This is a genomic window from Stenotrophomonas mexicanensis, assembly GCF_032911605.1.
Taxonomy (GTDB): Bacteria; Pseudomonadota; Gammaproteobacteria; order Xanthomonadales; family Xanthomonadaceae; genus Stenotrophomonas; species Stenotrophomonas maltophilia_A.
The window spans coordinates 100,377-119,421 of sequence record NZ_JAWJTG010000003.1; the positions used below are offsets into that span (position 1 = coordinate 100,377).

At 67.0% G+C, this 19,045-nt stretch carries 15 protein-coding genes and 3 tRNA genes; 8 read left to right on the top strand and 10 right to left on the bottom strand.

Going from position 1 to position 19,045, the window contains the following annotated elements:
- Positions 1–88: 88 nt before the first annotated feature.
- Together R1L06_RS02985 and R1L06_RS02990 are read right to left on the bottom strand one after the other, a co-directional pair.
- Positions 89–1,498 (bottom strand): ATP-binding protein, encoded by a 1,410-nt coding sequence (locus tag R1L06_RS02985; protein WP_032127908.1) that lies wholly within the window; start codon positions 1,496–1,498, stop codon positions 89–91.
- Between the two features lie 6 nt (positions 1,499–1,504).
- A complete protein-coding gene (locus tag R1L06_RS02990) occupies positions 1,505–2,233 on the bottom strand; it encodes a response regulator (protein ID WP_005408779.1) in 729 nt (242 codons plus the stop codon).
- Between the two features lie 204 nt (positions 2,234–2,437).
- Here R1L06_RS02990 and R1L06_RS02995 point away from each other — a divergent pair, with 204 nt between their 5' ends.
- Genes R1L06_RS02995 through R1L06_RS03005 form a run of 3 tightly spaced genes read left to right on the top strand, consistent with a single transcriptional unit; the run spans position 2,438 to position 7,070 of the window.
- Entirely contained in the window at positions 2,438–3,679 is a 1,242-nt protein-coding gene (locus R1L06_RS02995; RefSeq protein ID WP_087922020.1) for an efflux RND transporter periplasmic adaptor subunit, read from the top strand.
- Positions 3,676–5,634 carry a MacB family efflux pump subunit gene (locus R1L06_RS03000; protein WP_032127910.1) on the top strand — a complete coding sequence of 653 codons (1,959 nt, stop codon included), beginning with the start codon at positions 3,676–3,678 and terminating at the stop codon, positions 5,632–5,634. The genes R1L06_RS02995 and R1L06_RS03000 overlap by 4 nt, the downstream gene beginning before the upstream one ends.
- On the top strand, positions 5,631–7,070 hold the full coding sequence (locus R1L06_RS03005) for an efflux transporter outer membrane subunit (RefSeq protein WP_317216880.1): 1,440 nt from the start codon (positions 5,631–5,633) through the stop codon (positions 7,068–7,070). The genes R1L06_RS03000 and R1L06_RS03005 overlap by 4 nt, the downstream gene beginning before the upstream one ends.
- 76 nt (positions 7,071–7,146) lie before the next feature.
- On the opposite strand, the gene rlmB is transcribed toward R1L06_RS03005, so the two are convergent.
- From rlmB to rnr, 3 genes are all read right to left on the bottom strand, one after another.
- Entirely contained in the window at positions 7,147–7,890 is a 744-nt protein-coding gene (gene rlmB / locus R1L06_RS03010) for a 23S rRNA (guanosine(2251)-2'-O)-methyltransferase RlmB (RefSeq protein ID WP_005408775.1), read from the bottom strand.
- Positions 7,891–8,031: 141 nt separating this feature from the next.
- The gene (locus R1L06_RS03015) at positions 8,032–8,526 is read right to left on the bottom strand and encodes a GFA family protein (protein WP_317216881.1); all 495 of its coding nucleotides are present in this window, start codon (positions 8,524–8,526) and stop codon (positions 8,032–8,034) included.
- A gap of 104 nt (positions 8,527–8,630) precedes the next feature.
- Complete coding sequence (rnr, locus tag R1L06_RS03020; protein ID WP_032127913.1) at positions 8,631–11,096, bottom strand: ribonuclease R; 2,466 nt, start codon at positions 11,094–11,096, stop codon at positions 8,631–8,633.
- 128 nt (positions 11,097–11,224) lie between these two features.
- Here rnr and R1L06_RS03025 point away from each other — a divergent pair.
- Both R1L06_RS03025 and R1L06_RS03030 read left to right on the top strand, forming a co-directional pair.
- Positions 11,225–11,309 (top strand) — tRNA-Leu (locus R1L06_RS03025).
- A gap of 163 nt (positions 11,310–11,472) precedes the next feature.
- A tRNA-Leu gene (locus tag R1L06_RS03030) sits at positions 11,473–11,557 on the top strand.
- 85 nt (positions 11,558–11,642) lie between these two features.
- Here the strand turns inward: R1L06_RS03030 and R1L06_RS03035 are convergent.
- Positions 11,643–12,389 carry a sulfite exporter TauE/SafE family protein gene (locus R1L06_RS03035; RefSeq protein ID WP_317216882.1) on the bottom strand — a complete coding sequence of 249 codons (747 nt, stop codon included), beginning with the start codon at positions 12,387–12,389 and terminating at the stop codon, positions 11,643–11,645.
- Positions 12,390–12,488: 99 nt separating this feature from the next.
- Here R1L06_RS03035 and R1L06_RS03040 point away from each other — a divergent pair, with 99 nt between their 5' ends.
- From R1L06_RS03040 to R1L06_RS03050, 3 genes are all read left to right on the top strand, one after another.
- Complete coding sequence (locus R1L06_RS03040) at positions 12,489–13,388, top strand: LysR family transcriptional regulator (RefSeq protein WP_317216883.1); 900 nt, start codon at positions 12,489–12,491, stop codon at positions 13,386–13,388.
- Positions 13,389–13,438: 50 nt separating this feature from the next.
- Positions 13,439–13,523: transfer RNA gene (locus R1L06_RS03045), tRNA-Leu, on the top strand.
- A gap of 323 nt (positions 13,524–13,846) precedes the next feature.
- A complete protein-coding gene (locus R1L06_RS03050; protein ID WP_049461950.1) occupies positions 13,847–14,125 on the top strand; it encodes a hypothetical protein in 279 nt (92 codons plus the stop codon).
- A 110-nt stretch (positions 14,126–14,235) separates the two neighbouring features.
- Here the strand turns inward: R1L06_RS03050 and emrB are convergent, their stop codons facing one another.
- The 4 genes from emrB to emrR are packed head-to-tail and all read right to left on the bottom strand — an operon-like array spanning position 14,236 to position 18,953.
- Positions 14,236–15,822 carry a multidrug efflux MFS transporter permease subunit EmrB gene (emrB, locus tag R1L06_RS03055; RefSeq protein ID WP_317216884.1) on the bottom strand — a complete coding sequence of 529 codons (1,587 nt, stop codon included), beginning with the start codon at positions 15,820–15,822 and terminating at the stop codon, positions 14,236–14,238.
- A 7-nt stretch (positions 15,823–15,829) separates the two neighbouring features.
- Positions 15,830–17,008, bottom strand: a complete 1,179-nt coding sequence (emrA, locus tag R1L06_RS03060) for a multidrug efflux MFS transporter periplasmic adaptor subunit EmrA (RefSeq protein WP_049399501.1) — start codon at positions 17,006–17,008, stop codon at positions 15,830–15,832.
- An 11-nt stretch (positions 17,009–17,019) separates the two neighbouring features.
- A complete protein-coding gene (gene emrC, locus R1L06_RS03065; RefSeq protein WP_317216885.1) occupies positions 17,020–18,513 on the bottom strand; it encodes a multidrug efflux transporter outer membrane subunit EmrC in 1,494 nt (497 codons plus the stop codon).
- Positions 18,510–18,953 (bottom strand): multidrug efflux system transcriptional regulator EmrR, encoded by a 444-nt coding sequence (gene emrR, locus R1L06_RS03070; RefSeq protein WP_032127923.1) that lies wholly within the window; start codon positions 18,951–18,953, stop codon positions 18,510–18,512. The genes emrC and emrR overlap by 4 nt, the downstream gene beginning before the upstream one ends.
- Positions 18,954–19,045 lie beyond the last annotated feature (92 nt).

A 19,045-nucleotide genomic window follows, 5' to 3' on the forward strand; every position in this document is an offset into this window, starting at 1 on the left:
GGGCTGGCTCATCGGGGGGGAACTGGGAAGATGCGCAGATGATAGGCCAAACCCGGCCCAGGGCGTCACCATCGCCAGCCGCGAAGGCTCAGCCCGCGCGGCCCGGCGGCGTCACCTGTGCACTGGCCGGCCACTGCACTACCGCCTCCAGCCCACCTTCGACGCGGTTGCGCAGCCACAGCCGCGCCCCGTCTTTCTCAGCCAGGGCGCGGGCGATGGTCAGGCCCAGACCGGCGCCGCCGGTTTCGCGCGACCGCGAGGTTTCCACCCGCACGAACGGGTCGAACACGGCTTCCAGCTGATCCTCGGCCAGGCCCGGGCCGTCATCGGCCACCACCACGGTGATCGCGCCACCACTACGCTCGACCCGTACCCGCACCCGGTAGGCATACATCACCGCGTTGTCCACCAGGTTGGAAAACAGGCGATGCATGGCCAGCGGACGCAACATCAACACCGCTCCGCTGCCACCTTCAAAGACGACATCCCCGCCGCCCTCGGCCGTGTCTTCAACGATGCTCTCCAGCAGCGAATCCAGGTCCAGTGCGGCGCGCTGCTCGGCGCTCTCAGCGCTGCGCGCCAGCTCCAGGCCTTCGCGCACCAACGCCTGCATCGCGGCCAGATCGCCGATCAGGCGCTCGCGCAGCACCTCGTCGCTGACATTCTCCAGGCGCAGGCGCAGCCGGGTCAGCGGGGTCTGCAGGTCATGGGTGATCGCCGCCAGCATCTGCGTTCGCTCGGCCAGGTGCCGCTGCAGGCGATGCTGCATGGCGTTGAAGGCTTCGGCGGCGCGCTGCACTTCGCGCGGGCCGCGCAGCGGCAGTGGATCGCGCTGCAGGTCGTCGCCCAGGTCTTCGGCGGCTGCCGCCAGTTCCTGCAGCGGCGCGCTGGCCATGCGCGCGACGATATAGGCCAGCACCGCGATCGCCAGCACCAGCAGGGTCAGGAACCACGGGTCCACGGCGAGGATGCCGTTGTGTGCCACCGCCGGCGAATCCAGCGCCAGCTTGAGCAGCGTGCCGTCGTTGAGGGTCACGTCGACCGCACGGCACTTGGGCGGGATGAACGCCGGATCACGTTCGCGCGGATGCTTGCGATGCCCCGGTGGCGGCGGGGGCAGCAGGTCCTGCAGCTTGGGAATGCAGGAGCGGAACGAAGCGAAGTGCACATGCGCGCGTGCGACCGGGCCGGGCCGGTCATCGAGCACTTCCATCAACGCGGTATCGGCCCGCCCCAGGCGTGCGCCGGGTTGCAGCGCACGCACGCTCGGCCCACCGATTTCGAGCAGGCGCTCGCGCAGTTCGGGGTTGCCGTCGAGCAGGTTGACGTAGCCCTGGAGGCGGTCGGCGATGCGGTTCAGGTTCTGCCGCTCGAACTCCTGCTGGCGCTTGGAAGTGGCCAGCATGGTCGCGCCAATCGCGGCCACGCTCATGCCCAGCAGCAGGATCACGAACAACCGCCCGACCATCGAGGACAGGAAATGGCGCAGGCGCTTCATCGCGGCTTATTCCAGGTTCACCGAGGAGGCCAGTACATAGCCTTCGTTGCGCACGGTCTTGATCAGTCCGTCCGGGCCACCGTCGTCGCCCAGCTTGTTGCGCAGCCGGCTGACCTGCAGATCAATGGCGCGGTCCTGTGCCTCGTAGTTGCGGCCGCTGCTGAGCGCGACCAGCTGCTCGCGCGACAGCACCTTGTTGGCGTGGGCGATGAACACCCGCAGCAGGCGGAACTCGGCGCCGGACAGCACCACCACGCGATCGTCCGGGTCCACCAGGTGGCGATGCTCCAGATCGAACACCCAGCGCGAGAAGCGCGCACGGCGCACCGCCAGCGGCTCCAGGTTCGCCGGCAGCGCCTCGGTCCGGCGCAGCACGTTGCGGATGCGTGCCAGCAGCTCGCGCGGTTCGAACGGCTTGGCCAGGTAGTCGTCGGCGCCCATTTCCAGGCCCAGCACGCGGTCGATCGGCTCGGCACGCGCGGTCAGCATGATCACCGGTGTGTTCGAGCGCGCGCGCAGGTCGCGGCACAGGGTCAGGCCATCCTCGCGCGGCAGGTTGAGGTCGAGCACGATCAGGTCCACGTGTTCGCGGTCCAGCAGCTGGCGCATGGCGGTGCCGTCTGCGGCCGTGCTCACCTGGTAGCCGGCCCGGCCGAGCTGTTCGGCCAGCAGGGTGCGGATGTCGTTGTCGTCGTCGACGATCAGCAGTCGATGCATCGTGTTTTCAGTCTCCATGTCGCGATCATCCCGTGTCGGCAGCTGAACCGCATCCGGGGCAATGCGTACCAGTGTATCCAGCCATGGGCGGGATACCTGTGGTTACGCGTATTCACCGACAGTGTTACATAGAGACATACCCCGAGGATTGAGCCGCCCATCGCCCGGTCTTCACAATGCCCACCAATGCCGCCACCGCGGCCCCGAGAGTGAAGCCACGACGTGACGTTCCGCCTGCTGCCTGCGACCCGCCGGAGTCGCCTGATACTGATCGCCCTGCTTGCCCTGATCGTCGCTGCGGCCGCCTGGTGGCTGCTGCGCAAGCCCGCCGCCCCGGCGGTGGCCACCTCGCCGGTCAGCCGCGGTGACATCGAGCAGACGGTGGACGCCACCGGCGTGATCGACGCCTACAAGCTGGTCAGCGTCGGTGCGCAGGCCTCGGGCCAGATCAAATCGCTGAAGGTGCAGCTGGGCGACACCGTGAAGGAAGGCGACCTGATCGCCGAGATCGACGCCACCACCCAGCAGAACCAGGTGCTCAATGCGCAGGCCTCGCTGGACCAGGTCACCGCCCAGCGCGCCGTGCAGCAGGCCACCCTGCGCCAGGCCGAACTGGAATTCGCGCGCCAGCAGCAGATGCTGGCGGCCGAGGCCACCTCACGCCAGGAATACGATGCCGCCGAAGCGCAGCTGAAGACCGCCCGTGCCCAGCTGCAGTCCTACGAGGCGCAGATCAAGGGCCGCGAAACCGAGCTGGGCACCGCCCGCGCCAACCTGGCCTACACCCGCATTACCGCGCCGATGGACGGCACCGTGGTGGCGGTGGTGGCCGAGGAAGGTCGCACCGTGAACGCCAACCAGACCGCACCGACCATCGTCATGCTGGCACGGCTGGACGTGGTCACGGTCAATGCCGAGATCTCCGAAGCCGACGTGGTCAAGATCAAGGCCGGCATGCCGGTGTACTTCACCACGCTGGGCGATCCGGACCGCAAGTACCACGCCACGCTGCGCCAGATCAATCCGGCGCCGGCCTCGATCGCCAACGAGAGTTCGTCCAGTTCCAGCAGTTCGTCCAGTTCCAGTTCCAGCAGCGCGGTCTACTACAACGCGTTGTTCGACGTGGAGAATCCGGATGGCACCCTGCGCATCGACATGACCGCGCAGGTCTCGGTACTGCTGAAGCAGGCCAAGGGCGTGCTGATGGTGCCGGCGGTGGCACTGGGGCCGAAGCGCCGTGGCGACGAGCGCATGGTGCGGGTGCTGGACGACAAGGGCCAGCCGCAGCCGCGCAAGGTTACCGTGGGCATCAACAACGGCGCCTCGGCCGAGATCCTGTCGGGACTGAAGGAAGGCGAGCGCGTAGTGGTCGGCGAAGCCGGTGCGGCCGGTGCCAGCGCCGGCGGCGGCAACCGCGGCGGCATGCAGATGCGGGTCGGCGGCCCGGGCATGGGGCGCCGATGAGCACGACGGCGCCGCTGCTGCGCCTGCGTGACCTGCGACGCGAATTCCCGGCCGGCGACGATGTGATCGCCGTGCTGCGTGACGTCAACCTCGACATCCACGCCGGTGAGATGGTGGCCATCGTCGGCCAGTCCGGCTCAGGCAAGTCAACGCTGATGAACATCCTCGGCTGCCTCGATCGTCCCACCCGTGGCAGCTACCAGGTGGCCGGCCGCGAAACCGGGAAGATGGAGCCGGACGAGCTGGCCGAACTGCGTCGCGAGCATTTCGGCTTCATCTTCCAGCGCTACCACCTGCTGGGCGACCTCGATGCGCGCGGCAACGTGGAAGTGCCGGCGGTGTACGCCGGCAGCCCCGGCCCGGTGCGCAACGCGCGTGCCGAACAGCTGCTGCAGCGGCTGGGCCTGAGCGATCGCATGCACCACAAGCCGGGCCAGCTGTCCGGCGGCCAGCAGCAGCGCGTGTCGATCGCCCGTGCCCTGATGAACGGCGGCGAGGTGATCCTGGCCGACGAACCGACCGGCGCGCTCGACACGAAATCCGGCGAGGAAGTGATGGCGATCCTCGGCGAGCTGCACGCCGAAGGCCACACCATCATCATCGTCACCCACGACATGAGCGTGGCCGAACACGCGCAGCGCATCATCGAGATCCGCGACGGCGAGATCATCGCCGACCGCGCCAACCCGAATGCACCGACCTACCGCGCGCAGCGCGAGGCCAGCACCGGCGTCGCCCGCGGCAACAGCTGGCGGGCCGCGCGCGACCGCTTCACCGAAGCATTCCGCATGGCGTTGCTGGCGATGAATGCACATCGGCTGCGCACCTTCCTGACCATGCTCGGCATCATCATCGGCATCGCCTCGGTGGTCTCGGTGGTGGCGCTGGGCAACGGCTCGCAGCAGCAGATCCTGCAGAACATCAGTGCGCTGGGTACCAATACCATCGACGTCTACCCCGGCCGCGGGTTCGGCGACATGCGCTCGGCCCGCGTGCAGACGCTCAAGGCCAGTGATGCCGATGCTCTGGCCCGGCAGAGCTACGTCGACAGCTCCACGCCCAGCGTATCGACCTCGGTCACCGCGCGTTACCGCAACCAGTCCTCCACCGCCCAGGTCAGCGGCGTTGGCGAGCAGTTCTTCCGGGTCAAGGGCGTGACCCTGCTCAGCGGCAGCTTCTTCGATGCCGATGCAGTGAAGGGCCTCGGCCAGGTGGCGGTGATCGACGAGAACACCCAGACCCAGTTCTTCCCCGATGTCGATCCGATCGGCCAGGTGATCCTGCTGGGCAACGTGCCGGCGCGCGTGGTCGGCGTGGCCAAGCGCCAGAGCTTCGGGTTCGGCGGCAGCACCAGCCTGAGCGTGTGGCTGCCGTACACCACGGTGATGTCGCGCATGCTCGGCCAGAGCCACGTGTCCAGCATCACCGTGCGCGTGGACGACGCCACGCCGATGGATGCCGCACAGGAAGCGATCACCCGACTATTGACCATGCGCCATGGCACCGAGGACTTCTTCCTCAGCAACAGCGCCGAAATCCGCCAGACCATCGAGCAGACCACGCGCACGATGACCCTGCTGATCGGCGCCATCGCCGCCATCGCACTGCTGGTCGGTGGTATCGGTGTGATGAACATCATGCTGGTGTCGGTGACCGAGCGTACCCGTGAGATCGGCGTGCGCATGGCCGTCGGTGCACGGCAGAGTGATATCCGCCAGCAGTTCCTGATCGAAGCAGTGCTGGTGTGCCTGCTCGGCGGCGTGCTCGGCATCGGCCTGGCCCTGCTGCTGGGCTCGATGATCGGCCGCTTCGCCAGCGACTTCCAGGTGCTGTTCTCCACCGCCTCGATCGTCGCCGCCTTTGCCTGCTCGACCCTGATCGGCGTGGCGTTCGGCTTCCTGCCCGCGCGTAACGCCGCGCAGCTCGACCCGGTGGAGGCCCTGGCCCGCGAATGAAGATGATGACCCGACTGCCCTTCCCTGCCCCCTCGCGCCTGCTGCTGGCGGGCGCTGTACTGCTCGCCCTGTCCGGCTGCGCATCGATGGGCCGCTATCCGGTGCAGGCCCCCGACGTGGCGGCGACTTACGGTCGTGGCGACGCCACCCTCAATGCGCCCGCCGACGATCCGCGCAGCGGCCTGGATACTCCGGGCCGCGACATCCGCCAGGACACCTGGTGGACCGGTTTCGGCGATGAACGTCTCGACCGTCTGGTGGCGCAGGCGCTGGCCGCCAACAGCGATCTTGCCGCCGCTGGCCTGGCCGTGCAGCGTTCGCGCCTGCAGGCCGGCCTGGCCAGCAACGCGTTGTGGCCGCAGCCTTCGTCTTCAGGTGTGAGTGGTAGCGCCAGCCGCGCCACCGACCAGGCCGACGACTGGCGCCGCAGCTATTCCACCGGCGTCTCGCTGGGCTGGGAAGTGGACCTGTGGGGCCGCCTGCGCACCCAGCGCGACATCGCCCGCTGGGAAGCCGAGGCCAGCGAGGAAGACCGGCAGAACACCGCGCTGCTGGTGATCAGCGACACCATCAACCAATACTGGAACCTGGCCTATCTCAACCAATCCATCGCCACCGGCCAGGCCAACCTGGAGCGGCTGGAACGTACCCGCGAACTGGTCCAGGCCCGCTTCGACGCCGGTGCGGTATCGCGCCTGGAAGTACGCCAGGCACTGCAGAACCTGCAGTCGCAGCGTTCCTCGCAGAGTGCGCTGGAACAGCAGCGGGTGGAGGCACGCAATGCACTGACCGTGCTGCTGGACGGCACGCCCTGGCCGCAGCAGGACGAACCGCAGGACCTGCTCGGCGCACGCAGCCCCAGCATCGCGGAGGGCCTGCCGACCGACCTGCTCGGTCGCCGTCCCGACCTGCGCGCGGCCGAACTGCGCCTGCGCAACAGCCTGAAGACCATCAAGGTGACCGCCACCCAGTACTACCCGGCGCTGAGCCTGACCGGCAGCCTCGGCTCCAGTGCAACGTCGCTGGGTGACGTGCTGCGCAACCCGGTGGCCACGCTGGGCGCCGGCCTGTCGCTTCCGTTCCTCAACCTGCAGCGCGCGCAGCTGGATACCGATATCGCCGGCACCGCCTACCAGATCGCCGCGACCAATTTCCGCAAGACGCTGTATACCGCGCTCTCGGAAGTGGACAACGCGCTGTCGGCACGCGAGCAGCTGGCGCGCCAGGTGGCGGCCTCGCAGGCTTCGTACGACGAAGCGGTGGAAGTGGAACGGGCGCAGGAAGTGCGCTACCGCGTGGGTGCCACCGACCTGCGCACCTGGCTGGAAGCGCAGCAGACCCGGCGCGATGCCGAGCTGTCGCTGGCGCGCGTGCGCCAGGGCCAGCTGAACAACGACGTGACCTTGTTCAAGGCACTGGGCGGCAGCGCGGGGTGAGGCGGCAAGAGCGCCAACCAAGGTTGGCGACTACCTGGTGGGAGTCGACCTTGGTCGACACAGCCGCTGCTGCCGATCAACCGCGCTGGCGCACGGCCTCGAACAGGCTGACGCCGGCAGCGACGGAGACGTTCAGGCTCTCGATCTCGCCCGGCATCGGGATCTTGACCAGGCCATCGCAGTTCTCGCGGGTCAGGCGGCGCAGGCCATCGGCTTCACCGCCCAGCACCAGCGCGATGTTGCCCTTCAGGTCCAGCTGGTACAGCGAGGCGGTGGCTTCGCCGGCCAGGCCGTAGATCCACACGCCCTGCTTCTGCAGGTCCTTCAGGCAGCGCGACAGGTTGGTCACCGCCACCACCGGGATCAGATCGGCGGCACCGGCCGAGGTCTTGCGCACGGTGGCATTGACCGTGGCCGACTTGTCCTTGGGGATGATCACGGCGGTCGCACCGGCGGCAGCGGCCGAGCGCAGGCAGGCGCCCAGGTTGTGCGGGTCCTGCACCTCGTCCAGCACCAGCAGCAGGGCCTTGCCCTCGGCTGCGGTGACCAGGCCTTCCAGCTCGTTCTCGCTGTAGGTGCGAGCGGCGGCATAGCGCGCGGCTACGCCCTGGTGGCGCACCGAACCGCCGACACCGTCCAGCGCCTGGCTGTTCACCTTGCGCACGTCGATGCCCTTGCGGCGGGCGTTTTCCTCGATCTCGGTCAGGCGCGGGTTCTTCGCACCGGCCTCGACCAGCACTTCGCGGACGTTCTCGGCGTCGTTCTCGATGGAGGAGGCGACGGCGTTGACGCCGACAATCCACTGGCTGTTCTTGCTCATGCGGGCGGGGACCGGAAAGGGGGTGGCTATGGTAGAGCATCGGCGCCGACCGCGCTGCGCGCTCGCCGGGCACGGCCCGGCGCTACCCGCCGCTCAGCCTTCGGCGGAGCGGCTGCGCGGTGGCCAGTGCAGGGTGTCCGCTCAGCCTTCGGCGGAGCGGCTGCGCGGTGGCCAGTGCGGGGTGTCGTGGTCGGGGTGCTGATGGGACACGATGGTGGCCAGGAAATCCAGCGCCGCGATGTCCTCCTCGGTGCGCCGCGCCGGCAGGCTGGCCAGGCTGTCGACGAAGGGCAGCTTGCGTTCGACTCCGTACTGGATGGTCGGTGGCAGGCGTTCGGGTTGGTCAAAGGCACCAGCGGCCACGGCCACGCCGTCGGGGGCTTCATAGGTCAACGGGGTACCGCAGTCGGCGCAGAAGCCACGCCGCACCACGTTGGACGACTGGAAATAGCGCGGCTGGCCGCGGGTCCAGTTGAACTGCACGCCGCGCACCGACACCAGCGGCGCGTAATAGGCACCGAAGGCCTTCTGGCACATCCGGCAATGGCAGATCGAGCTGTCGGTCAGCTCGCCTCGCGCCTGGAAGCGGATCGCGCCGCACTGGCAGCCGCCGCTGTATTCGGGTTGGCCCTGCATTGTGAGTTCCTCCGAAACGTCGTGCCAACCAACGGTTGGCACCTACCGGGTGAGGCGGGTGCCGACCGGGTGAGGTGGGTGCCGACCGTTGGTCGGCACACCTTTCAATACTGCTTCTTGGTGCGCTTGGCCGGCTTGCCACGCTCGGGCAGCGGCGGCAGGCCATCGCCTTCATCCTCACCCTTGTGCTCGACCAGGCGGAAGTCGATCTTGCGCTCTTCCATGCTGGCCTTCAGCACCAGGATGCGCACGCGATCACCCAGCCGGTAGCTGCTGCCACGGCGTTCGCCGGTCAGCGTCTTGCGGGTCGCGTCGAACTTGTAATAGTCCTGCGGCAGCTGGGTCACATGGACCAGGCCCTGCACCTTCGACTCGTCCAGCTCCACGAACAGGCCGAAGCTGGTCACGCCACTGATCACACCGTCGAACTGCCCGCCTACGTGCTTTTCCATCCACGCGGCGCGGTAGCGCTCGTCGACCTCGCGCTCGGCCTCATCGGCACGGCGCTCACGCTCGGAGCACTGCAGCGCCAGCGCAGCCATTTCGCGTGCGTTGTAGGTGAACTTGTCCAGCGGCTTGCCGGACAGCGCGTGCTTGATCGCGCGGTGCACCAGCAGGTCAGGGTAGCGACGGATCGGCGAGGTGAAGTGCGCGTACGCCTCCAGCGCCAGGCCGAAGTGACCGTGGTTTTCCGGGCTGTAGATCGCCAAACTCTGGCTGCGCAGCAGCACCGATTCCAGCAACGTGGCATCAGGACGGTCACGGATCTTCTTCAGCAGCTTGGTGTAATCGCCCGGACGCACCTTGGACCACGGCGGCAGGCTCAGCTTGAACTCCTTGAGGAATTCCAGCAGGTCGGCGTACTTGGTTTCCGGCGGCTTCTCGTGGATGCGGTACGGGGCCGGCACATGGCGCGACAGCAGGTACCTGGCCGCCTCGACGTTGGCCGCGATCATGCATTCCTCGATCAGCTTGTGCGCGTCATTGCGCACCAGCATGCCGGCCTGGGTGACTTCACCGCGGTTGTCCAGCACGAAGCGCACTTCGCTGCTTTCGAACTCGATGGCGCCGCGCTTGGCACGTGCCTTGGACAGCACCTTGTACAGCTGGTGCAGGCGCTGCACCTGCGGCAGCAGGTCGCCCATCCAGGCCTTGGTATCGGCATCGTCCTCGCCCACCGCCTTCCACACCTGGGTGTAGGTCAGGCGCGCGTGCGAGTTCATCACCGCCTCGTAGAAGCGCGAATGCGTGACCAGGCCGTCGCGGTCGATCTGCATGTCGCAGACAAAGCACATGCGGTCGACCTTCGGCATCAGCGAGCAGATACCGTTGGACAGCGTCTCCGGCAGCATCGGCACCACGAAGCCCGGGAAGTACACCGAGGTGGCGCGCTTCTGCGCCTCCTCATCCAGCGGCGTGCCGGGGCGCACGTAGTTCGAGACATCGGCGATCGCCACCACCAGGCGGAAACCCTCGGCATTCGGCTCGCAGTACACCGCGTCGTCGAAGTCCTTGGCATCCTCGCCATCGATGGTGACCAGCGGCGTGCTGCGCAGGTCGACGCGGTCGCCGATCATCGCCGGCTCGACCACCAGCGGCACCGAGGCCGCTTCGTCCAGCACCTCCTGCGGGAACTCGAACGGCAGCTCGTGGCCGTGGATGGCGGTCTCCACCACCAGCGAGGCGGTCAGCTTGTCGCCGAGCACGGCGATGATGCGGCCGATCGGCGGGCGGCGGCTGTCCGGCGCCTGGGTCAGTTCACAGACCACCAGCTGGCCATCGCGCGCACCACCGGTCTGGTCCGGCGGCACCTGCACGTTGCGCTGCACGCGCTTGTCGTCGGGCACCACGTAGTTGATGCCCATCTCGATGCTGAAGCGGCCGATCAGGCGGGTCATGCCGCGCTCGAGCACGCGGGCGATGCTGCCTTCGCGACGGCCACGATGGTCGATGCCGGTCACACGGGCCAGCACCTTGTCGCCGTGCATGACCTTGCGCATTTCATACGGCGGCAGGAACAGGTCGTCACCGCCCTCGACCGGGCGCAGGAAACCGAACCCTTCCGGGTTGGCGATCACCACGCCGGTGACCAGGTTCAGGGTCTGGATCGGGGCGAAACCGCCGCGACGGTTCTGCACCAGCTGGCCGTCGCGGACCATGGCGCCAAGCCGGCGCGACAGCGCCTCGGCCCGGTCCGGCGCGGTCAGGCCCAGGCGCGCGCCCAGTTCCTCGGCGGTCTGCGGCCCTTCGCAGCGTTCCAGCAGGGCCAGGATGGCCTCGCGGCTGGCGATGGGCTGTTCGTACTTCTCGGCTTCGCGGGCGGCATAGGGATCGTCGATCACCTTGCCGGTCGGCGGCAGCTTGCGGCCCGGGGCCGGGCCCGGAGCGGCGGCATCGGCGCTGCGGACCTTGCGACCACGCGGTGGTGCGCCGCCTTCATTCAATTCGGGGAACCAGCCCGGCAACGGCTTGCCCGGCTTGGTGGTGCGGGCCGTGCCCGCCTTGGCGCCCTTCTTCGGGGCCTGGCTGCGGGAGGTGCTCCCGCCCTTGCTTGGTTTTTTGGTAGTCATCGCCCTACATGGTAGCCGCTGACGGCGTGCAGAACGGGTCAGCGGCTGTCTTGAAGGCCTTGCATGAAAAATATTCAGGAAGTCGTTGACAGCCTGCGGATTCATCTTCACAATTGCGCCTCTGGAACGCCCAGGTGGCGGAATTGGTAGACGCACTAGTTTCAGGTACTAGCGGGTAAAACCGTGGAGGTTCGAGTCCTCTCCTGGGCACCAACGAAAAATCTCCTCGCTTCGGCGGGGATTTTTTTTGCCTGTAATCCGGCCCTGAGGCTCGACTCTTACTCCTGCAGGACGGAACTCCGACCCGGTATCGGCAATGATCTTCACAAGGGTATTGACACCCCCGTAACAACACCCCATAATCTCGCTCCTCGACGCCCAGGTGGCGGAATTGGTAGACGCACTAGTTTCAGGTACTAGCGGGTAAAACCGTGGAGGTTCGAGTCCTCTCCTGGGCACCACGTCGAGAATGAGAAAAACCCGCGAAAGCGGGTTTTTTCATGCCCGTGATTCGGCATCGCCGCGACCGGCGACCGGCGGCCGGCATCACAACAGCGGCCGCAGCACCAGCTCCAGCCCGAGCAGCAGCAGGAAACCCAGGAAGCAGGCGCGGAACACCCGCGCACTGATGTGCTGCCGGATCACCTGCCCCAGCCACATGCCCAGCAATGCCGGCAGCACCGCCAGCGTACTCAGCCCCAGCTGCTGGATGCCGAATGCGCCGTGCAGCACCAGGCCAGTGGTCAGCGAAATCGTCGACACAGTGAACGCCAGTCCCAGCGCCTGCACCAGCTCCTCGCGCTGCAACCCCAGCGACTGCAGGTACGGCACCGCCGGCATCACGAACACGCCGGTGGCGCCGGTCACCACACCCGACAACGCCCCCACCAGCGGCCCCAGCCATCGCTCGCGCCGCTGCGGCACGCGGAACACCGGCGCAAGCAGGGCATAGGCCGCATAAACCACCAGCGCAACGCCCAGCGCAACACGCGACCAGGTGCGATCGACCCGCACCAGCAGCGCCGCCGAACCCAGCGTCACCACCACCACGGCCAGCATCATCGGCCACAGGCGCCGCACGATGTGGCCCAGCGATGGCCCGGACAACAGCTGCCACGCATTGGTGACGAAGGTGGGGATGAACAGCATCGATGCCGCCGCCACCGGCGACAGCGCGCCACCGAGCAGACCCATCGCCACTGTCGGCAACCCCATGCCGGTCACGCCCTTGACCACACCGGCCAGCACGAACACCACCACCAGCAGCACGTAGAAGTACATCGATTCATTCATGCCTTCATTGGATCGGCCGGCCGCTCGGCGCACAATGCGGTCTTCCCGGCCTCGCCTTCGGCTGATCCGAAGGCGCAGGCGTTGCGATGAGGGCATCACATGCGGATGGATATCGCCGACCTGCGCCTGTTCCTGGCCATTGCCGAGGCGGGCAGCATCACGGCCGGTGCCGCGCAGGCAAACCTGGCACTGGGCTCAGCCAGTGAGCGCCTGCGCACGATCGAAGCCGATGCCGGTACCCCGCTGTTGAACCGGCACCCACGCGGCGTCAGCCTGACCGAAGCCGGTGCCGCGCTCGCCCACCATGCACGCTTGATCCTGCAGCAGCAGGCACAGCTGCGCGGTGAACTGCAGGCGTTCGCGCACGGTGCGCGCGGCACCCTGCATCTGTATGCCAACACCGCAGCGCTGACCAACTACCTGCCCTCTCGGCTGGCACCGTGGCTGGCCGAACGCCCGCGCCTGCACGTGGAACTGCTGGAGCGCACCAGCCCTGAAGTCGTGCGTGCGATCAGTGCTGGCCAGGCCGAGGCGGGCATCATCAGCGATGCCGTCGACGCTGCCGGTCTGCAGCAGCATGTGGTCGCCGAAGATCCGCTGGTAATGCTGCTGCCCGCAAACCACCGATTCGCCTCGCGGCGCAGCGTGGCCTTCACCGAGGTAGCCGGCGAGACCTTCGTTGCCCTGGCCGATGGCAATGCACTGCAGACCTACATCGAGGACCAGGCGCGCGACATCGGGCGCCGCCTGGACGTGCGCATCCGCATGAAGACCTTCGAAGGTGTGTGCATCATGGTCGGCCACGGCATTGGTGTCGGCATCGTGCCGCGGACCATCGCCCGCCAGCATCGGCGCGGTACGCACACCGTCGCCGTACCGCTCGCCGATGCGTGGGCACAGCGCCGCCTGTGCGCCTGTTTTGCCGAATGGGCGCAGTTGTCATCGGCAATGCGCAGCCTGCTGCTTCACCTGGGCGTGCAGCCGCAGAAAAAGGTGTGAAATGTTGTTGACACATCTTCTGTCGCTCCCCATAATTCATCTCCTGAGTCGCCCAGGTGGCGGAATTGGTAGACGCACTAGTTTCAGGTACTAGCGGGTAAAACCGTGGAGGTTCGAGTCCTCTCCTGGGCACCACGACTCAAGATGATCAAACCCGCGAAAGCGGGTTTTTTCGTTTCCAGGGTTTGGCGAGCCTGGCATCGCATCTACCGCTGGAACTGTCGTATCTCGCACCACCCGACAGTCGCCTGCTGCGGCATACCGCCTCCCGGCGCGTCGTTACCACGCCTTGAACGGCCCCCTTTTTGGGGCGCATTTCACGTTAGCCGTTCAATTCGTACTTTTCCTAGTCGAGATTTACCCGATTCCTTTTCGGTGGAAGGCAGATTTACAGAAGCCGGTTGCAGGTGTATCGCCACGACCTGACCAGCGCCCCCCCTTCCCCAAAGGACGCACCCATGCAGCGCAGCATCATCTGCCCTCACTGCCATACCGGCTCGAACCATGGCGTACGCGTATGCGTGGGATGCCAGGCCGAGGTCCACTACGGCGCATCGAAGGAGGCCGTAATGCTGGTATTTGTTGCCGCCATCATCTGCGGCGCACTGGTCGGCAGCCGATTGCAGGCCACTGCTGGCTGGCTCACATGCGGCGCCGTACTTGTGGCGGGAATGTGGGCCATCACCCGATTGTTCTGCGATCGGGTGGTGTTCAAGCGCGTCTATCGCACCCGCTGAACCTGCGCCGCGGCACGATCCCAACGGCAGGGCCCGTGCGACCCGCGGCGCACAAACAAAAACCCCGCCTTGCGGCGGGGTCAAAATACAGCACGTGTTTCCAGGGAGTTTCAGTGTCCGCCACCGGCGGCCGCACCTGCGCCTGCGCCAAACGGCGGTTTGGCCAGCCACAGGAACGCGATGATCGCCAGGAAGATCCAGCCCAGCAGGAAGAAGATGTCGTTGAAGCCCATCTGCGATGCCTGGTGGTTGATCATGTTGTTCAGTACCGCTGCGCCATGTTGCAGGTCGCCCTGCCCCATCGCTGTCACCTGGTCCTGCATGCCCGGCTGATAGACCGAGATGTGCTCGGTCAGGTCGGCGTGGTGCACCTGGGTGCGCCGCGCCCACAGCCACGTCGTCAGCGACGCCGCGAAGCTGCCGCCCAGCGTACGCAGGAAGGTGGCCAGGCCTGAGCCCGCCGCGATCTCGCGCCCATCCAGGTCCGACAGCAGGATCTGCAGCACCGGCATGAAGAACAGCGCGACGCCGATGCCCATGATCAGCTGCACGCCCGCCACATGGTTGTAGTCCACCTGCAGGTTGAAGTTCGAACGCAGGAAGCTGGTCATCGACAACACAATGAACGCAATCGTAGCCAGCATGCGCATGTCGAAGCGCGATGCATACTTGCCCACGAACGGGGTCATGATCACCGGCAGGATGCCGATCGGCGCTGTCGCCAGGCCCGCCCAGATCGCGGTGTAGCCCATGTCACGCTGCAACCACTGCGGAATCAGCAACGCCACGCTGAAGAACGCCGCGTAGGCCACCACCATCGCCAGCGTACCGGCGCGGAAGTTGCGATGCCGGAACAGCTTCAGGTCGACGATCGGATCCTTGTCGGTCAGTTCCCAGATCAGGAACACCGTCAGCGTGACCAAGGCCACACACGCCAGCACCACGATCTTCATCGACGAGAACCAGTCCTCGTCGTTGCCCAGGTCGAGCACCAGCTGCAGCGCACCGACACCGATCACCAGGGTGACCAGGCCGACGTAGTCCATCTTCGGCTTCTCGATGTGCTCCGGGCGCCCCTTCAGCTGGTTGCCCACAACGAGCGCAGCGAAGATGCCCAGCGGCACATTGATCAGGAAGATCCATTCCCAGCTGTAGTTGTCGGTGATCCAGCCACCGAGAATCGGGCCGCAGATCGGCGCCACCACCGTGATCATCGCCAGCAGCGCCAGTGCCTGCCCGCGTTTCTCCCGTGGATAGATCGAGACCAACAACGACTGCGTGATCGGGTACATCGGGCCGGCCACGAAACCCTGCAGCGCACGCGACAGCACCAGCATGCCCATGCTCTGCGCCAGGCCGCACAGCAGCGAGGTGATGACGAAGGCCAGCGTGGCCCAGACAAACAGCTTGCGTTCGCCGAAGCGGCGGCTGAGCCAGCCGGTCAGCGGCAGCGCGATGGCCGTGCTGACCGCGAACGAGGTGATGACCCAGGTCGCCTGCTGCGAACTGGCGCCGAGGTTACCGGCGATGGTCGGCAGCGAGACGTTGGCGATGGTGGTGTCGAGCACCTGCATGAACGACGCCATCGCCAGGCCCACGGTGCACAGGGCGACGCTGGGCGGCAGGAACCCGGAGGCCGCACCCGGCGCCGCCGGGGCGCCCGGAGCACCGGGCGCGGCTGGAGCTTGTGCGGACATGGCGACCTCAGCCCACCTTCGCCTGCTGCGGCAGGTTGCCCTGGATGATCGTGTGGATCACCTCGTCGGCATCATGCAGCTGCTTGGCATACACGTCGGTGTCGAACACCGTGCCCTTGGCCGGGGTACTCGGCAGCACTTCGCCCTTCTGGTCGCGCAGGCTCACTTCGGCCTTCATCGACAGGCCGATGCGCAGCGGATGTTCGGCCAGCTGCTTGGCATCAATGGCGATGCGTACCGGCACGCGCTGAACGATCTTGATCCAGTTGCCGCTGGCATTCTGCGCCGGCAGCAGCGAGAACGCCGAGCCGGTGCCCAGGCCCAGGCTCTGGACGCGGCCCTTGTACTTCACGTCACCGGCGTACAGGTCCGACTTCAGCTCAACTTCCTGGCCCAGGCGCATGTGGCGCAGCTGGGTTTCCTTGAAGTTGGCCTCGACCCACATCTGCTCAGTCGGCACCACCGCCATCAGGGCATTGCCCGGCTGCACGCGCTGGCCAACCTGCACCGAACGACGGGCGACGTAACCGGTGACCGGCGCGACGATGCCGGCGCGGGCATTGTTGAGGAAGGCCTGGCGCAGCTGCGCAGCGGCCGCCTGCACGTCCGGCTGGGTGGCGATCACGGTGTCGTCGACCAGCGCGCGGTTGCGCTCGACGGTCTCGCGCGAACCGGCCACGGCGGCTTCGGCAGCGGCCAGCTCGTCACGGGCGTGGGCCAGTTCTTCATTGGAAATGGCGCCGGTGGCGGCCAGATCCTTGCGGCGGGCGAAATCGTCGCGCACGCGCTTCAGGGTCACCTGGCGGGCGTTCAAATCCGCCTGTGCGCCTTCCACGCTGCGGTACAGGCCACGGGTCTGGCGCACGGTCTTGGCCAGGTTGGCTTCGGCCTGCTGCAGCGCCACCGACGTGTCGGACGGGTCCAGCTGCACCAGCAGCTGGCCGCGCTCCACGCGCATGCCGTCATCGGCGTTGATGGCGACCACGGTACCGGCCACCAGCGGGGTGATCTGCACCTGGTTGCCCTGCACGTAGGCGTCGTCGGTCTCTTCGAACCAACGGCCGAACATGAAGTACCACAGCGCCAGTGCGGCAAGCAGCAGCACGACGATCACGAACAGGCCGCGCAGCAGGTTGCCGCGGCGGTTGGGGGCGGCCGGGGCCGCAGTGTCTTGGGTCTGGCTCATGGCGGAAGTCTTCAGGAATGCGAGGAATCGGAATGGGAGGCGATCGGTGCGCGGTCGGCGTCAGAGGGCTGGAAACCACCGCCCAGCGCCTTGCTCAGGCGCACCGAGGTCTGCACCTGCTGCGACTGCAGGCCGGCCAGCTGCTGCTGCGACTGCAGCAGGGTGGACTGCGCGGTCAGCACGTCCAGGTAGCTGCCGATGCCGGCGCGGTAGCGCTGCTGGGCCAGGTCGAAGGCCGAACGTGCGGTATCCACCGCCTGCTGCTGCGAATGCGCCTGCTGTGCCAGCGAACGCACCGCGTTGACCTGGTCGGCCACGTCGCGCAGTGCATCGAGCACGGTCTGGTTGTAGTTGGCCACCGCCAGGTCGTACTGCGCATCGGTGTTAGCCAGGTTGGCGCGCAGCTTGCCGCCTTCGAAGATCGGCAGGCTCAGCGCCGGTCCGATGTAGGCGAAGGTCGAACTGCTTTTCAGCAGATCACCCACGTTCGGTGCGACGACGCCAGCCAGTGCGGTCAGGTTGAAGCTCGGGTAGAACTTGGTCCTGGCGACCTTGATCTGCTTGTCGGCCGCTTCCACGCGCCAGCGCGCGGCAACGATGTCCGGGCGACGACCCAACAGTTCGCTGGGCAGCACGCCCGGCAGCTGCAACGCCATCGGATTCAACGCCTGCGGGCGCTGGATCGACAGGCCACGGTCCGGACCCTTGCCGACCAGCGCGGCCAGCGCGGTGCGGGCCGCATCGATGCGCTGCTGCGCGGCCTGCACCTGCTGCTGCGCGGCGGGCACGCGGGCCTCTGCCTGGCGCACCTGCAGATCACTGTCGATGCCGGCGCTGCGGCGCTGGCGGGTCAATTCCAGCGACTTCTGCGAGCGGCCCAGCTCTTCTTCGGCCACGTCATTGAGCTGCCATGCATACGCCAGGTCGGCATAGGCCTGGGTGATGCCGGTGGACAGGTTCAGGCGTGCAGCCTGGGCTTCGACAGTGGCGGCATGGGCGCCGTCCACGGCCGCTTCCCAGGCAGCGCGCTTGCCGCCCCACAGGTCCACGCCATAGCTGAAATCAAACGCGACCTGGCTGCTGCCAGCGTAATGGCCACCCATCTCGCTGCCGGCCATCGACTCGGGCAGGCGCAGACCGGTGTAACCACCGGACACCGACAGGCTGGGCAGGCGATCGGCACGCGCGGTACCGACCTGCGCCTGCGCCTGGCGCAGGCGCGCATCGGCAGCGTCCAGGCTCGGGTGGCCAGCCAGGCCCTCGGCGACCAGCGCGTCCAGCTGCGCATCGCCCAGTGCCTTCCACCAGTCCTGCGCCGGGAAGCCGGTGGCGCTCAGGTCGGTGTCGGCCAGGGTGCGTTCGCTGTGCAGGCTGTCCACGTCGAGCACGTGGCCCTGCGGGTTGAGGCCACGACTGCTGGCGCAGGCGGCCAGGGCCAGGGCCAGCGCTGATACCAGCAGCGCGCGCCCGGACCGGCGGAGAGTGGATTGCGGGATCGGGTTCATGGGGTCGTCAGGGAATCGCGGATTCGGGTGAGGAGGGACAGCAGCTGCGTGCGCTCGTCGGCGGAAAGATCACGCAGGGCGTAATCCATCACCGCGTCGCCACGCAGCTTCAGCCGCGCCCACAGTGCGCGGCCTTCATCGGTCAGCACGATCTGCAGCGCACGCCGGTCCTGGGCATGCGGTTCGCGGCGGACGCAGCCCAGCGACTCCAGCTTGTCCAGCAGGCGGGTCACCGCACTGGGCACCTGGTCGATGGCCTGGGCCAGCTCGTTGGCCGTGCACGGAGCCATGTTGGAAAGCACCTTCAACCCGATGTAATGGGTGAAGCCGATACCCAGGTCTTCTTCAGCCATGGATGCGTCGAGTTGACGGACCAGGCCGTCGCGCACCTGGCGCAGCAGCAGGCCGAAGCTGGGGGGAGTGGTTGCAGGACAGATCATGGGGGAGCATTCTCTTCCAAAAAAAATATTTCTCAATGGAAATATTCGATCTGGCATCGAATGCTGTGTTGCAGCAGCGGGCTGGATCAACG

What these genes read in the sequence shown, in the direction of transcription:
- R1L06_RS03005 (WP_317216880.1), top strand. Translation starts at nt 5,631, where the DNA reads ATGAAGATGATGACCCGACTGCCCTTCCCTGCCCCCTCGCGCCTGCTG.
- R1L06_RS03040 (WP_317216883.1), top strand. Translation starts at nt 12,489, where the DNA reads ATGCGGATGGATATCGCCGACCTGCGCCTGTTCCTGGCCATTGCCGAG.
- R1L06_RS03015 (WP_317216881.1), bottom strand. Translation starts at nt 8,526, where the DNA reads ATGCAGGGCCAACCCGAATACAGCGGCGGCTGCCAGTGCGGCGCGATC.
- rnr (WP_032127913.1), bottom strand. Translation starts at nt 11,096, where the DNA reads ATGACTACCAAAAAACCAAGCAAGGGCGGGAGCACCTCCCGCAGCCAG.
- R1L06_RS03035 (WP_317216882.1), bottom strand. Translation starts at nt 12,389, where the DNA reads ATGAATGAATCGATGTACTTCTACGTGCTGCTGGTGGTGGTGTTCGTG.
- rlmB (WP_005408775.1), bottom strand. Translation starts at nt 7,890, where the DNA reads ATGAGCAAGAACAGCCAGTGGATTGTCGGCGTCAACGCCGTCGCCTCC.
- emrB (WP_317216884.1), bottom strand. Translation starts at nt 15,822, where the DNA reads ATGTCCGCACAAGCTCCAGCCGCGCCCGGTGCTCCGGGCGCCCCGGCG.
- R1L06_RS03000 (WP_032127910.1), top strand. Translation starts at nt 3,676, where the DNA reads ATGAGCACGACGGCGCCGCTGCTGCGCCTGCGTGACCTGCGACGCGAA.
- emrA (WP_049399501.1), bottom strand. Translation starts at nt 17,008, where the DNA reads ATGAGCCAGACCCAAGACACTGCGGCCCCGGCCGCCCCCAACCGCCGC.
- R1L06_RS02985 (WP_032127908.1), bottom strand. Translation starts at nt 1,498, where the DNA reads ATGAAGCGCCTGCGCCATTTCCTGTCCTCGATGGTCGGGCGGTTGTTC.
- emrR (WP_032127923.1), bottom strand. Translation starts at nt 18,953, where the DNA reads ATGATCTGTCCTGCAACCACTCCCCCCAGCTTCGGCCTGCTGCTGCGC.
- R1L06_RS02990 (WP_005408779.1), bottom strand. Translation starts at nt 2,233, where the DNA reads ATGGAGACTGAAAACACGATGCATCGACTGCTGATCGTCGACGACGAC.
- R1L06_RS03050 (WP_049461950.1), top strand. Translation starts at nt 13,847, where the DNA reads ATGCAGCGCAGCATCATCTGCCCTCACTGCCATACCGGCTCGAACCAT.
- emrC (WP_317216885.1), bottom strand. Translation starts at nt 18,513, where the DNA reads ATGAACCCGATCCCGCAATCCACTCTCCGCCGGTCCGGGCGCGCGCTG.